The 14166-nt window shown below is 73.5% G+C and carries 8 protein-coding genes; 7 read left to right on the top strand and 1 reads right to left on the bottom strand.

The genetic code is table 11. The annotated features are described in order from the left end of the window. Nucleotides 1-2: 2 nt before the first annotated feature. From WMF22_RS32335 to WMF22_RS32315, 5 genes are all read left to right on the top strand, one after another. A complete protein-coding gene (locus tag WMF22_RS32335; protein ID WP_438032284.1) occupies nt 3-1910 on the top strand; it encodes a vWA domain-containing protein in 1908 nt (635 codons plus the stop codon). Beyond that, complete coding sequence (locus WMF22_RS32330) at nt 1907-4729, top strand: VWA domain-containing protein (RefSeq protein WP_438032283.1); 2823 nt, start codon at nt 1907-1909, stop codon at nt 4727-4729. The genes WMF22_RS32335 and WMF22_RS32330 overlap by 4 nt, the downstream gene beginning before the upstream one ends. A 324-nt stretch (nt 4730-5053) precedes the next feature. Continuing rightward, entirely contained in the window at nt 5054-5896 is an 843-nt protein-coding gene (locus WMF22_RS32325) for a homocysteine S-methyltransferase family protein (protein ID WP_438032282.1), read from the top strand. 73 nt (nt 5897-5969) lie between these two features. After that, the gene (locus WMF22_RS32320; protein WP_438032281.1) at nt 5970-7301 is read left to right on the top strand and encodes a glutamate--cysteine ligase; all 1332 of its coding nucleotides are present in this window, start codon (nt 5970-5972) and stop codon (nt 7299-7301) included. A gap of 63 nt (nt 7302-7364) precedes the next feature. Then, nucleotides 7365-8678, top strand: a complete 1314-nt coding sequence (locus tag WMF22_RS32315) for a hemolysin family protein (protein ID WP_437293813.1) — start codon at nt 7365-7367, stop codon at nt 8676-8678. Nucleotides 8679-10387: 1709 nt separating this feature from the next. Here WMF22_RS32315 and WMF22_RS32310 read toward each other — a convergent pair. Beyond that, nucleotides 10388-12304, bottom strand: coding sequence for a HEAT repeat domain-containing protein (locus WMF22_RS32310; protein WP_438032280.1), 1917 nt, complete (start codon nt 12302-12304; stop codon nt 10388-10390). A 189-nt stretch (nt 12305-12493) separates the two neighbouring features. Between WMF22_RS32310 and WMF22_RS32305 the strand changes: the two genes are divergently transcribed. Further along, the gene (locus WMF22_RS32305; protein ID WP_438032279.1) at nt 12494-13438 is read left to right on the top strand and encodes an XdhC family protein; all 945 of its coding nucleotides are present in this window, start codon (nt 12494-12496) and stop codon (nt 13436-13438) included. Continuing rightward, nucleotides 13435-14073, top strand: a complete 639-nt coding sequence (locus tag WMF22_RS32300; RefSeq protein WP_438032278.1) for a nucleotidyltransferase family protein — start codon at nt 13435-13437, stop codon at nt 14071-14073. Before WMF22_RS32305 ends, WMF22_RS32300 begins: the two co-directional genes overlap by 4 nt. Nucleotides 14074-14166 lie beyond the last annotated feature (93 nt).

The following is a 14166-nucleotide window of genomic DNA, read 5'->3' as shown; positions in this document are numbered from 1 at the left end:
CGATGCTGCATTTCACCGGCGTTCCGCTGCAGACACTGCTCCAGATCGGCGCCCTCGCCGGGGCCGTGGTCGTCGTCTTCTACATCCTCAAGCTGCGGCGGCGGCCCGTCGCGGTCCCCTTCTCGAGGATCTGGGAGCGCATCCTCCGGGACAAGGAGGCGACGAGCCTGTTCTCGCAGCTGAAGCGGCTCCTGTCGCTGCTGCTGCAGCTCGCGCTCCTCGCGCTGCTCCTGCTCGCGCTGGGAGATCCGCGCCCGCAGGCGAACCTCGTCGAGGGGCGCAATATCGTCGTCCTCATCGACGCGAGCGCGAGCATGCAGGCCATCGACGTCGCGCCCTCGCGCATCGAGCTCGCGAAGGAAGAGGTCAGGAAGATGGTCCGCGGCCTCTCCGGCAGCGACCGCATGCTGCTGGCCCAGATGGACGCGGCCATCACGCCCCTGTCGACGCTCACCGGAGAGATCTCGGAGCTCGAGGCGGCCGTCGCGGCGGTGAGGCCGACCGACGCCACCGCGGACTTCGCGCGCGCGCTCCGCTTCGCGAGCGACACCCTGAGCGGGCTCCCGTCGCCGGAGGTCATCGTCGTGAGCGACGGCGCGCTCGGCGAGCCGACCGACGCCGGCGGACATGTGCGCCTCGGCGACATCAAGCTCTCGTACCTGCCGGTCGGCAAGGGATCGAGGAACGCCGCCATCACCGAGTTCTCGGTGCGGCGTTACCCGCTCGACAAGAGCCGCTACGAGGTGATGCTCGAGGTCACCAACACGAGCGACGAGCCCCTCGATCTCGAGCTGTCGCTGCTCGGCGACGGCCAGCTCACGGATCTGACGCGCATCCGGCTCAAGCCCAAGGAGAAGCTGCCCCGCTTCTACCCGAACCTCTCCGGCGCGTCGAAGACGCTCGAGGCGAAGCTCGCGCTGGCCGACGGCAGCTCGGACGACCTCCCCGCGGACAACCGCGCCTACGCGCTCCTCCCCGAGCGGCGCCGCGCGCGCGTCCAGGTCGTCTCCGCGGGGAACATGTTCCTCGAGGCGGCGCTGCTCCTCGACGAGTACCTCGACGTGACCTTCGTCGATCCGCAGCGGTACCCGGCGGCCTCGTCGTTCGACGTGACCATCTTCGACGGCGTGGCGCCGAGCGTCGCGCCGGGGAGCGGGAGCCTGCTCTACCTCAACCCGACCGGGACCAGCGTCCCGTTCGAGGTGGGCAAGGAGGTCCTGGACGACGACCCGAACTACCGCCTGGGCTTCGACGAGCTCGACGCGAAGCACCCGCTCCTGCGCTACACGGCGCTCAGCGACGTGAACGTCGCGCGCGCCCACGTGCTCAAGGGCAACAAGGAAGACAGGGTCGTCGGCCGGAGCTACAAGGGGCCGCTGCTGCTCGAGGGGCGTCGCAGCGGCGTGAAATTCGTCGCGCTCGGCTTCGACGTGCGCGAGAGCGATTTCCCGCTCCGCATCGCCTGGCCGCTCTTCCTGCTCAACGCGATCAACAACTTCGTCGAGGAGGACACGAGCTACATCTCCTCGTTCCGCACGGGCTCCGTCTGGCACATCCCGGCGTCCTCGTCCGCGGAGGTGGCCAGCCTGGAGCAGCCCGACGGGACGACGCGCGCGGTCCCCATCCAGGAGGGGCGCGCCGTGTTCCTCGGGCAGCACGCCGGCTTCTACACGCTGCGCGTCGGCGCCGCGGGCGCGCAGGAGGAGAGCATGTTCGCCGCGAACCTCTCGGCGCCGGAGGAGAGCGCGATCGCCCCGGCCGCCGAGCTCAAGGTCGACGGCCGCGGCGCGGGCGCGGTGAGCGAGTTCAAGATCGGCGTCCGCCGTGAGCTCTGGGTCTACCTGCTCGCGGCGGTGCTCCTCGTGACCGCGATCGAGTGGTTCACGTACCACAGGAGGGTGACGGTGTGAGCGCGTTCCGTGGTCGCAGGCTGCGCATCGCCGCGTGGGCCATCACATGCGCCGCCCTCGGCGGGATCCTGTTCTGGGCGTACCGGAGGTATGTCCTCCTGCACCCGGATCCGACGCTGACGTGGGTGCGCGACGGGGTGACGTACGAGCTCCTCAACCCGAAGATGCTCGGCGCGATCCTGCTCGCGCCCTGGTTCGTCGGGGTGCTCGCGGGATCCCTCGCCGACCTCCCCCTGCCGCAGCGCGTGCTCTCGGTGCTGCTGCGGGTCGCGTTCGTCGCGCTGATCGCGCTCGGGCTGTCGCGGCTCGCGAGGTCCGCGACAACGGAGAAGGTCGCCACCATCTACCTCATCGACGTCTCCGAGTCGGTCACGGACGAGGCGCTCGACGACGCGCGAGCGGCGCTCGACAGGGCGTTCGCAGAGAAGCCCGAGGACGGCGTCATCAAGGTGATCACCTTCGCGCGGCGGCCGCGGCTCGCCGAGCGCGCGGCCGGCGAGGCGGCAGGTCGCGAGGAGGAGCGGCGCGCGCCGCCCATCGCCCGCCACGCCGACGCGAACGGACAGCGCGGCGATCTCGGCGCGGGCTCGAACCTCCAGGCCGCGCTGCAGCTCGCGTACGGGCTGTATCCGCCCGGCTACCTCAAGCGCGCCGTGCTGATGTCGGACGGCGTGCAGACGGACGGCGACGTGCTCGCAGAGGCCAACCGGGCGCGCGACGTCGGGGTGCGGCTGTTCTCCATCCCGTACCGGCGGCCCGCGCCGCCCGAGGTCGCGGTGCGAGAGCTCAGGATGCCCGACCGGGTCAAGGTCGGGGAGACGTTCGAGATCCACGCCGACATCTACGCCAGCCGCGCCACCAAGGCGCGCGCGCGGCTCTACCAGGGGGAGGCGCTGAACGGCCTCGAGGGCATCCGGGACCTCGAGCTCAAGGCAGGGCCGAACGACGTCGTGTTCAAGAGCGTCGTGCGCATCGCGGGGCAGGTGACCTACGCGCTCGAGCTCGACCAGATCGCGGACGACAAATTCAAGGAGAACAACCGGTACGCGACCACCATCGACGTGCCTGGGCGCCCGTCGGTGCTCTACGTCGAGGGGACGCCGCAGCACGCCGGCCCGCTCTCGAGCGCGCTCACCGCGCAGCAGCTCGACGTCGACGTCAGGCCGCCGGCAGGCTTCCCCGGCTCCCTCAAGGAGATGGAGCGCTACGACTTCCTGATCGTGTCCGACACCCCGAAGGAAGCGCTCAGCCTGCAGGGGCAGGAGATCATCGAGAGCTACGTGCGGGATCTCGGCGGGGGGTTCCTCTTCGCCGGCGGCGAGTCGGGGTACGGCCTCGGCGGCTGGTACCGCACCACCATCGAGCGGATCCTGCCCGTTCGGATGGACAACGAGCGAAAGAAGGACATGCCGAGCGTCGCGATGGCGCTCGTCATGGATCGCTCGGGATCGATGACCGGGCTGCCGCTCGAGATGGCCAAAGCCGCGGCGAAGGCGACAGCGGGGGTGCTGTCGTCGGACGATCTCATCGAGGTGATCGCGTTCGACTCGGCGCCGACGCGCTACGTGAAGATGCAGCCCGCGCGCAACCGCTCGCGGATCGCGGGCGAGATCGCGCGCATCCAGCCGGGCGGCGGGACCGAGATCTTCTCCGCGCTCGACGCCGCCTACCAGGACATGACCGTCACGCAGGCGCGGAAGAAGCACGTCATTCTCCTCACGGACGGCAAGGCGTCGACGGGCGGCATCCGGGACCTCGTGTCCGCCATGATCGCCGAGTCGATCACCGTGACCACGGTGGGCCTCGGGAACGACCTCGACGAGCAGCTGCTCAAGATGATCGCCGACGTGGGCGGGGGGCGCTTCCACGCGGTCCCGGATCCGAACAACCTGCCGCGGATCTTCACCAAGGAGACCGAGATGGTGGCGCGCGCCGCCGCCGTCGAGGAGTGGTTCCCGGTGACCCAGGTCGGCGACGCGGCGTTCCTCCGCGGCGTCGACGTCCGCACGGCGCCCAACCTGCACGGCTACGTCTCGACCAAGCTGAAGCCGCCGCCCGCCCAGGAGCTGCTCACGAGCGACACCGAGGAGCCGATCCTCGCGCGCTGGCGCGTCGGCCTCGGGTGGACGCTCGCCTGGACGACCGACGTCAAGGCGCGCTGGGCCGTCGAGTGGCTGAGGTGGCCAGGCTTCGAGAAATTCTGGGGGCAGCTCGTCCACGAGCACATGCGCCAGAAGCACCGGCGCGAGCTCGACATGAAGGCCGAGATCGTCGACGGAGAGCTGCGCGCGTCCGTCGACGCGTTCGGGGCCGACGACCGATTCGAGAACAACCTGACCTCCCGGCTCAGCATCATCGGGCCCGAGCCGGGCGGCGCGACGCGGGTCGTCGACATGCGTCAGACCGCGCCGGGGCGCTACGAGACGGCGCTTGCGCTGGATCGGTACGGCTCGTTCCTCTTGCGGGCGGAGCACCTGCGCGAGGCCGAGGACGGCTCGCTCCGGCCCGTCGCCGTCAGCTACGGCCACGTCTCGAACCCGTACCCCCGCGAGTACGCGAGCTTCGAGCCCGAGCTCGCGATCCTCGAGAAGGCCGCGACGTCGACAGGCGGGGCGGTCGATCCGAGCGGCGTGGCGGCCATCTTCGACCCGGCGGGGGAGAAGGTGACGTTCCACGAGGAGCTCTGGCAGCAGTTCATCTACGCTGCGATGGTCGTGTTCCTGCTCGATCTGTTCGTCCGCCGGGTGCGGCTCTTCGACCGGAAGTTCGTCGCGCGCCGGGGCCGAGGGGTAGGGGGCCGGCGCCTCCCGGCCACATGACGGCCCATGGCAAAGCGGAGCCCCTCATGACGGCCGATCCCCCGTTCTTCCCCGGCGCCGCGCCGAGCGCAGGTGCGCGTCCGTCAGGTTGTCCCCGACTCCGCTGCGTGGAACGCTGTGCTCCAGCCCGCTGGCCTGCACCATTTCGCGACGCGGAAGGGCCGTCTTGGGCTAGTTTCCCCTTATAGACCGGTGGTAGAGGAGCCCTGGAAAGCAGCGAAGGACGTGAATGCGCTCGAGGCCTCCACCTCTCGGCCTCCCGTGGGTCGTCCGCTCATCATCAGCGGCGATCCGCTCGCTTCGCTCCGTGGACGAGGCACCGCGGTGTCCTCCACCACCGCCCTCGGCCGGCTGCTCCGCGAGTCGCCGCGGGCGATCGCTGAGCTGCACGAGCAGGAGATCGCGCTGGGGATCGACGTGGTCCGGGCGCTCACGTCCGCGACGACGACGCGCGCCCTGGCGCCCATCGGCATGGCGTTCCGCGCCGCCGCGCTGACCGGAACCGCGGTCGAGCTCGCCACAGAGGCGGCGGGCGGGGCCGCGCGCCGCGTGGCGGTGGCGGGTATCCTGGGCCACACTGCTGCCGCGCCCATGGCCGACCGGATCGCGGAGGATTACGCCGTCCATGCGGCCAGGCTGGCGGCGGCCGGATGCGAGATCCTCGTCGCGTGCGGCTTCGATCCTGCCCAGGCAGCGTGCGTCGGCCCCACGGTTGCGCGGCTCGCGCGCCGCGCCGCGGTGGTCAGCGCCAGCACGACGCAGCTGGCGACGTGGGCGCTCGTGGAGCTCGACGGCGCAGGGCGCACCGCCGATGGCGAGGGCTTCGAGGAGGTCGCCCGCTCGGCCCTCGACAGCGGCGCGGACGCGTTGCTCTTCGAGGTGCCGTCGGTCGAGCTCGGGCTCAATGTGCTCCGGCGCCTCGAGGGCGTCGCGCATGAGGTCCAGGTCGGCGTGCTGCTCGGCGCGGAATCCGCGCAGGCGGACGGCGCCGACCGCGTCACGCCCGCCGAGATCTGCGATGCTTGGGCGGCGTCGGCGGCGCGGCTCATCGAGGCGGGCGCGCGAATGCTCGGGGGAGGGACGGGGACAACGCTGGCGCACCTGGGCGCGCTCGCGAAGATGCTCCGGACGACGCAGCGCGCGCCCCTTCTCAGGCGCGCGCTCTAAGCGAGAACGAAACCCAACCGGAAACGTGATGATGGCCGATGCAAGCCACGGGAGTGAGTCGAAGTCTCAACCGTTGGAGACGTTCGACGACCTGCTGTTTCCCTTTCACGAAGCCACGAAGCCCGAGGCCCTTCACCGGATCGGCGCCGAGGCGGAGAAGTTCGGGGTCGACGCCAGGACGGGCGCTGCCATCCCGTACGAGGGCGAGCGGAGCGTCCTCAACGTCCTCCAGGCGCTCGTCGAGCGGCACGGGTGGACACCCGAGCACGAGACCCCCGGCGGTCCGCTGATCGCGCTCGCCCGGGCTGGCGCCTCGGTGACCCTCGAGCCAGGCGGGCAGCTCGAGCTGTCCGGAGCGCCCCTCGAGAACATCCACCAGATCTGTATGGAGATGAGCGGGCACCTCGCGGAGCTGCGCGACATCTCCGCCGAGCTCAAGCTGACCTGGCTCGGCATCGGGTTCCACCCCTTCGCGTCGCAGGCCGATCTCTCCTGGGTGCCCAAGGCGCGCTACGCGATCATGCGGCGCTACCTGCCGACGCGCGGCGCGCACGGCCTCGACATGATGCGCCGCACCGCCACCGTGCAGGCGAACTTCGACTACGCCAGCGAGGAGGCGGCGATGCGCGCGCTCCGCGTGTCGCTCCGGCTCTCCCCGCTCGTGACGGCGATGTTCGCCAACTCCCCGTTCTACGAGGGGGCGCTGTTCGGCGGGCGGAGCTACCGCGCCAAGGTCTGGCTCGACGTCGACGCCGCGCGGCAGGGGCTGATCCGCGACGTGCTCGAGCGCGGGCGCCGCTTCTCGGATTACGTCGCGTGGGCGGTCGACGCGCCGATGTTCCTCATCAAGCGCGACGGCGAGGTGATCGAGAACACGGGGCAGACGTTCCGCGACTTCCTGGCGCGCGGCTTCGAGGGGCACCGGGCCACCCGCGGCGACTGGGAGATGCACCTCAACACCCTCTTCCCGGAGGTCAGGCTGAAGCGGACCCTCGAGGTCCGCGGCGCGGACTCGCTGCCGGCCAACCTCGTCTGCGCGCTCCCGGCGCTCTGGGCGGGCATCCTCTACGACGCGCGCGCGCTCGACGAGGCCGACGCCCTGTCCGAGAGCTTCAGGTTCGACGAGCTCGAGGCCGTGCGCCCGAAGATCGCCGAGCGCGCGCTCCGCGCCACGTTCCGCGGCAAGCCGCTCGCGGCGCTGGCCGAGCGGCTCGTCTCGATCGCCTCGGGCGGCCTCGAGCGGCGCGCGCGCCTGAACAAGAACGGCAAGGACGAGCGCGTCCACCTCGATCGGCTCAGCGCGCTCATCGCCAAGGGGCAATCCCCGGCCGATGCTCTCGTCGATGGACTCAGCAACGACGACCCGGGCCTGCGAAGCAAGATCCTCGAACGTGCGAGGATCTAGCCGCGGCTCGTCGCCGAGGAGGCGCGGGGCGGCGGGCGCACCGGGGGGAGGACGTCGACCGGCATGACGTTCGTCTACCTCCTGGGCACCGCGCTCCTGGTGCTCCTCAACGCGTTCTTCGTCGCGTCCGAGTTCGCCATCGTCAAGATGCGGCCGACGCGGCTGGAGCAGCTCGTGCGCGAGGGGGACGCGCGGGCCCGGCTCGCGCTGCAGATGTCGCAGCGGCTCGACGCGTACCTGTCCGCCAACCAGCTGGGCATCACGCTCGCGTCCCTCGGGCTCGGCTGGATCGGCGAGCCGGCCATCGCCCACCTCATCGAGCCGTTGCTCGCGCCGCTCGACGCCTGGTCGGGGGTCGGCGCGCACGCCATCGCCATCGGCATCTCGTTCATCCTGATCACGGCGCTCCACACCGTGATCGGGGAGCTCGCGCCGAAGTCGCTCGCGATCCAGCGGACCGAGAAGGTTACGCTCTGGGCGGCGAGGCCGCTGCACGGGTTCTTCGTCCTGATGTGGCCGGTCATCTGGGTGCTCAACTCGATGGCGAACGGGTTCGTCCGCCTCTTCGGGCTCCGGCCTGTGGGCGAGGAGGAGATCGCGCACACGTCGGAGGAGCTCCGGCTGCTCTTGACGAAGAGCCCCGCGGGGCTCGATCCGGCGCTGCGCAGCATGCTGGTGCGCATCTTCGACCTGCGCCGGCGCACGGCGAGGCACGTGATGTCGCTCCGCTCCGACGCGGCGACGCTGCGCGCGAACATGACGATCGACGAGGCGGTGCGGATCGTGGCCGACGCGGGGTACTCCCGGTACCCGGTGCTCGACGAGCAGGGCAAGAACGTGCTCGGCTACCTGCACCTGCGCGACCTGTTCGACGTCCTGAGCCACCGCCGCCGCGCGGCGCGCGTCGCCGAGCTGCTCCGCAAGCCGATCTTCGCGCGCGAGAACACCTCGGTCGAGCGCCTCCGCCTCGAGATGCAGGCGCGCCAAGTGCCGGTGGCGATCATCACGTCGGCCTCGGGCGAGTTCATGGGGCTCGTGACGATGGAGGACCTCATCGAGGAGATCGTCGGCGAGATCCGCGACGAGAACGACGAGGAGGTGCCGCCCATCCACCGCCGCGGCGGCGGCATCGTCGACGTCGACGGCCGCGTCCTGCTGACGGACCTGGAGCGCGACGGGCACATCGTGCTGCTGCCCGAGGTGAAGACCGTCGAGACGGTCGGCGGCTACATGCTCGGCCGGCTCGAGCACCCACCCGAGGCGGGCGAGCGCGTCGAGTGCGAGGGTTACACGCTCGTGGCGATGGATGTCGCCGGCCGGCGGGTACGGCGCGTCCGCATCGTCCCGACCGACGCGGCCGGGGGCGAGCGGTCATGACGAGCGCGGCTCCCCGCGCCGCGGATCCGCGCGCCGGCGCCGTCCGTCAGGGGCGCCGCCTCCGAGCGTACGCGGCGAGGCGCGCACCCTGGAATCGGTCGCCCCGGGGACGAACGGCGCGCGGATCCAGGTACAAACTTCGGCGGACAGGTACTACCCTGGCTTCGTAAGTGGAAACGCTTGCAACTCGGATCTTGCGCGATGGCCCGCTGAACGAGCTCGACGCCGTCGGCTGGGCCATTCGTCTTGCGAAGCGGATCGAGGCGCTTCACGCCCTCGGCGTCGCGCACGGCGCGATCTCGCCGGAGTGTGTGCTCACGACCGCGGTCGATCGCACCTCGAAGGCAATTCTGGCCGACCTGCGCCAGACGCCGAGCCGCATCGCGTACCAGTCGCCCGAGCGGGTCGGGGGCGGGACGCTCTCGGCCGGCGACGACGTGTGGGCCATCGCGGCGACGCTCTACGAGGTGCTGACCGGGGCGAGCGCCTTCGGCGGAGGGAGCGACGCCGAGACGCGGCAACGGATCTCGGGCTCCTCGCCGGCGCCGCTCGCCGTCTTCGACGTGGGCGACGACGATCTCCAGCGGGTCCTCGACGACGCGTTCCAGCGCGATCGCTCCGCGCGCACGACGAACGCCGCCGCGTTCCGGCGCGCTCTCGAGGAATGGCACCCCGATCCCGCGGTGCGCACGCTGCTCCCGCTCGACGACGAGGACGCGACGAACGACGAGGACGACGACGAGGTGCGCACGCTGATGCGGGTCTCGCCGTTCAGCTCGAGCCAGCTCGACGAGGTCATCGCGCAGCGCGCGGCGGCGGCGGCCGCGGGTCAACCGGCGCCGCCCCTCCCGGCCGAGCGCGCGCGGCCCCCGGCGGCGCAACCGGGCGCGTCGGCCCCCAGGCCGGGCGCCGCCCCGATCCCCAGGGCGCCCGCCGCGGCTCCGGCCGCGCAAGGGCGCGCCCCGGTCGCGCGAGCGCGCGTTCCGGGCGTGGGGGCGGTCCCGGTGACGCAGACGTCCGGCGACGCCCGCGAGGGCTCGGAGCCCAGGATGGCCACGCGGGAGGCGACGCCCCTGAACCTCCGCGGGCCCGCTGGGCCAGCGGCCGCAGCGCCTGCGCGCTCCGGAGGAGCGGCGCCCGCCGCGCTCCGCGCGCCCGACGCGGGGCGGCCCGCGCCAGGCGCGGCGCCGCCGGCTGGAGGGCCTCGAGAGCCGCCCGCGGTCGCAGCGCCAGCGCCGGCGTTCCCGGGGCGCGAGCGCCCGGACGCGGAGCCCGAAGCTGTCGCGAGACCTCGGCCCCGGAGCGGCGAGCTGCCTTTCCTCGGCGATCTCGACGGGGACATGCTCGACGAGCCCACGCTCGATGCGCCCACGGTCGTCGACGACCGCGACGATGACGATGACGACGTCCCCACGCGGTCGCGGGAGGCTCCCACGCCGGTCGTGCCGCCCCCGGTCGACGCGACGCCGATGCTCGGCGCGCCAGAGGCGCTCGCCGATGCGGCGGCGGCAGGTCGCTCCGCTGCGGCGCCGCTCGAACGAGCCGCGGGGGCGCCCGCGGCCGCGTCGTCCACGAGGGGCGGCGCGCTCCTCGGGCCGGGCTCCGCCGCGGCCGGCGCGCTCAGCCCATCGCAGCAAGCCTCGGCGGCCACGCACGGCGCCGTCGCCGCGCAGCAGAGCGCGGCGCCCGCTCAGAGCCCGGCGCAGGGCTCAGCCGCGCCGGCTCCGTCGCCCCTCGGCACGGCCGGCGGCTTCGACCTGATCACCGACGCGCCGCCCGACCGCTCGGGGCGGCTCGGGATCATCATCGCGGTGGTGGTGGCGCTGCTCCTGGCGGGGGGGGCGATGCTGTTCGCCGCGCAGCTCGGCCTGCTGGGGGCCGCGCCCACCGCGCCCGGCAGGGGGGCGGTCGAGCCGGTCCCCGCGCTGGCCGTCGCGCCGATCGGGGCTCGCCCGCGGCCGGAGCGCTTCCTTGTGGAAGCTCTGGATCTGCGCGTCGAAGCCGCCCATGTCCACGCGCAGGAGCACCTCGGGCCGGAGGCCTGAGCGGCGCGCGGCGGCCTCGGTCCGCTCGGGGAACGGCGAGATCCACACCATCCTGCCGCCCGGCGCGAGCGCGCGCGCGGCGCCCTCGACGAAGCGATCGAGCATGGCGTCGAGATCTCCCGTGCGCTCGACGCGCCGCCCGAGGGGCGGGTTCGTCAGGATCAGCGTGGGCGCCTCGCCCGGGGGCGGCGCGCCGCCCGCGTCGCGCTGGAGGAGCTCCGCGCCCCGCGCGCCCGCGGCGTCGAGGTTCTCGCGCGCGATCTGCAGGGCTCGAGGATCGCGATCCGAGCCCACGAGCCGCCGGTACGGTCCGAGCAGGGCGCGCTCGCAGAGCTCCAGGCCCGAGCCGACGAACGGATCCCAGACGACGTCGTCGCCGCGCGCCCCCGCGATGCGCGCGAGCGCGGCCGCGATCGTCGGGTGCGACGCCGCGGGCACGTCGCCCCGGCGGTACGCGAACCGTGGGTCGGGCAGGCGCGGCGCGAGCTCGACCCGGACACGGCCCGCGCCCTCGTAGACGACCACGTCCCACGTGCTCTGGGTCGGATCGTTCACGAGCTCCGGGGCCTCCGCCTCCACGGCGGCCGCGGCGCGGAACACCGCCGCCCGGCGCTTGCCGCCGCCGGCCCAGTCGATGCGGTAGCGGATCGCGCCCTGGGTGAAGCGGCGCAGGATCTCGCGCGCCTCCCGCGAGAGCAGCCGCTCCGCGACCGCCGCGGCGAGGTCGGCGCCCTGGTCGAGCTTCCGCAGCGGCAGCGGGAACGCGAACGACAGCATCGTGCGCGCCCCGAACAGGGCGTCGAGGCGGCCGCTCAGCATCACCTCGACCCGCGCGCCGCCGCACGGATCGCTCCGGAGCTCGGGGACGAGCGCCCCGCCGGGAGAGCCCGCGCCGAGCGCCGCGAGCTCCTCGGCGAGGATCGCCTCGAGCCCGCGCCGGCAGCGCACCGCCACCCGGAGGGGGCGCTCCGGCGCGCGATCGCCGGCGATCTCGGACGGCTCGCCGCGCGTGAGGGTCCTCCTGGCCAGGAGCTCGGCGCGCGCGCGCACGCCGGCGATGTCGTCGCCGTCGAGCTCGGCCAGCGCCTCGAGCGCGGCGCCGCCGCCGACCTTGCCGAGCGCGTCGATCAGCGCGCGGCGGACGTCGGGAGAGCGCTCGCTGCGCGCCGCCTCGGCGAGCGCCTGCTCGACGAGCGATCGCCCGGCGTCCGCCGCGCGCGGCTTGCCGAGCGCCACCGCCGCCATGCGGCGCGTGCGGCGATCGTCGTCGCCGAGGCAGGCGAGCAGGTAGTCGCGCGCCCGCTCCGAGACCTCGGGATCGATCGGCCCCGCGGCCATCAGCTTGCCGACGAGCCGGGTGAGCGGCGCGCGCAGCGCCGGCGGCGCGCCGGCCGCGCGCTCGAGCGCGGCGGGCAGCGCCGCAGCGCCGGCGCGCCGCAGGGCCCGCTCCGCCAGCTCGGCGGGCTCATCGGCCGTCTCGAGCAGATCCATCAGGGCGGCGAAGTGGCGGCGCCCCGGCGTGAAGCCCGGATCGGAGAGGGCGCGCTGGAGGTCGGGGTCGAGCGTGGCAGGGGGGGGCATCGTGGCTTGTAACTCCGCGTTTTTATGTGGATCCCGGCGGTCACAGCGGGCCGGAATCTCGGGGGACGCCTGCGCCGCTCTCCGAGCGCGCTCGACTTTCGGTACAAGCGCGGCGTTCCAGCAAGCTCTTTCGGCGCCGGGGCTCTCGGCGCTCTCGTTTTCGGTCGCCGGGTCGCTAGAGTCTCAATCATGCCGGATCTGAGCCAGGTGATCCCGAGGACGGCGTTCCCGCACGACGTGCTTCGGGCGGCCCTGGACGCGCTCGAGGCGGGGCGGCGGGTGGTGCTCGCCTCGGTGGTGGCGCGGCACGGCTCGGCGCCGTCGACGCCGGGGCAGAAGCTCTGCCTCATCGACGATCTCACCGCGATCGGCACGATCGGCGGCGGCGCCGTCGAGCGGGCGGCGCTCGGCATCATGGGGCGCGCGCTCGACGAGCTCGCCAGCGCGCCGAAGCTCGAGACGTTCCGCCTGGGCCCGACGCTGGGCATGTGCTGCGGCGGCTCGGTCGAGGTGCTCATCGAGCCGTTGCTGCCCGCCGTGCACGTCCTCGTGATCGGCGCCGGGCACGTGGGCGCGTTCGCCGCGCCGCTCCTCGCGTCGCTGGGCTTCCGCGTGACCCTCTGCGACACGCGCGCCGCCGCCGCCGACCCCGCCCGCGTGCCGGCGGCGGCGCCGCTCGCCCGCGCGCCGTCGGCGTACGACGATGCGCCGCGGGATCTCGCGCCGGCGCCCGGGGAGCAGGTGCGGCTCGTGCTCGCCGAGCACGACGACCCGGAGGTGCTGACGGGCCTGCCGAGGGAGCTCGGCGAGGCGGCGGCGCTCGTGATGACGCACGACCACGCCCTCGATCAGGAGGCGCTCGCGTGGGCGCTCGCGCGCGGCTTCGGGTACGTGGGCGGCGTCGGGAGCCGCGCGAAGGCCGCGCGAACGCGCGCGCGGCTCGAGGCGAGGGGGGTGCCGGAGGGCGACGTCGCGCGGGTCAGGATGCCGGTCGGCATCGACATCGGGGCGCGCACGCCGGCCGAGATCAGCGTCGCCCTGGCCGCGGAGCTCGTCGCGTGGCGCGCGGGGCGGCAGCGCGCTCGATGGTCATCGGCCGGCACGACGTCCGCCGGAGAGGAGCAGGCTGGATGAATCGAGTGACCACGATCGTGCTCGCCGCGGGCGCGGGCAAGCGGCTCGGGGGGCCGAAGGCGCTCCTGGCCTGGCCGTCATCGACGAAGGGCGGGGCCGAGCGGCCGCTGGCGATCGCCCACGCGGAGGCCCGCCTCTCGGCCGAGAGCGCGCGGGTGCTCGTGGTGGTGCGCAGCTCCGTCTTTCACGCGCTGCTGGCCCATGTGCAGCCGGGCATCGACCTGGTCTCGTGGTCCGCGCCGGACGACCTCGGGCCGGCGGGCTCGCTGGCCGTCGCCGCGCCGCGCATCGGCGACGCCGACGCCGTCATCGTGACGCCTGTCGACGTGCCCCCCGCGCGCGCCGCGACGGTGGCGCGGCTGCTCGCCCGCCTCGAGGCGGGCGCCTCCCTGGCGACGTCGCCGCTCGCGGTGCGGCCGCGGCACATCGGCCGCGGCGGGCACCCGGTGGTGCTGCGCACCGAGGCGCTCCAGCGTTACCTGGAGGCCGATCCGCCGCCGCTCCGGGATCACCTGAGGGCGCTGGGCGACAGGTGCGTCGATGAGGAGGTGGACGATCCAGGGGTGCTGCACGACCTGAATGTGCCCGTCGACGTGATCCGCGTGCTCGGGGGGCCGCCGCGCTTTCTCGCCTGAAGGCGGCCGGCGATCGTCCAGCTGCGCGGGCCGCGCCCCACGGCGCGCTCGGGTCGACGCCTCCCGGGGGACCGGGCTATCGTCGGTGAGGAG

This window comes from Sorangium sp. So ce204, from assembly GCF_051526795.1.
Lineage (GTDB): Bacteria > Myxococcota_A > Polyangia > Polyangiales > Polyangiaceae > Sorangium > Sorangium cellulosum_B.
This window is presented reverse-complemented; position numbering and strand designations above follow the sequence as displayed.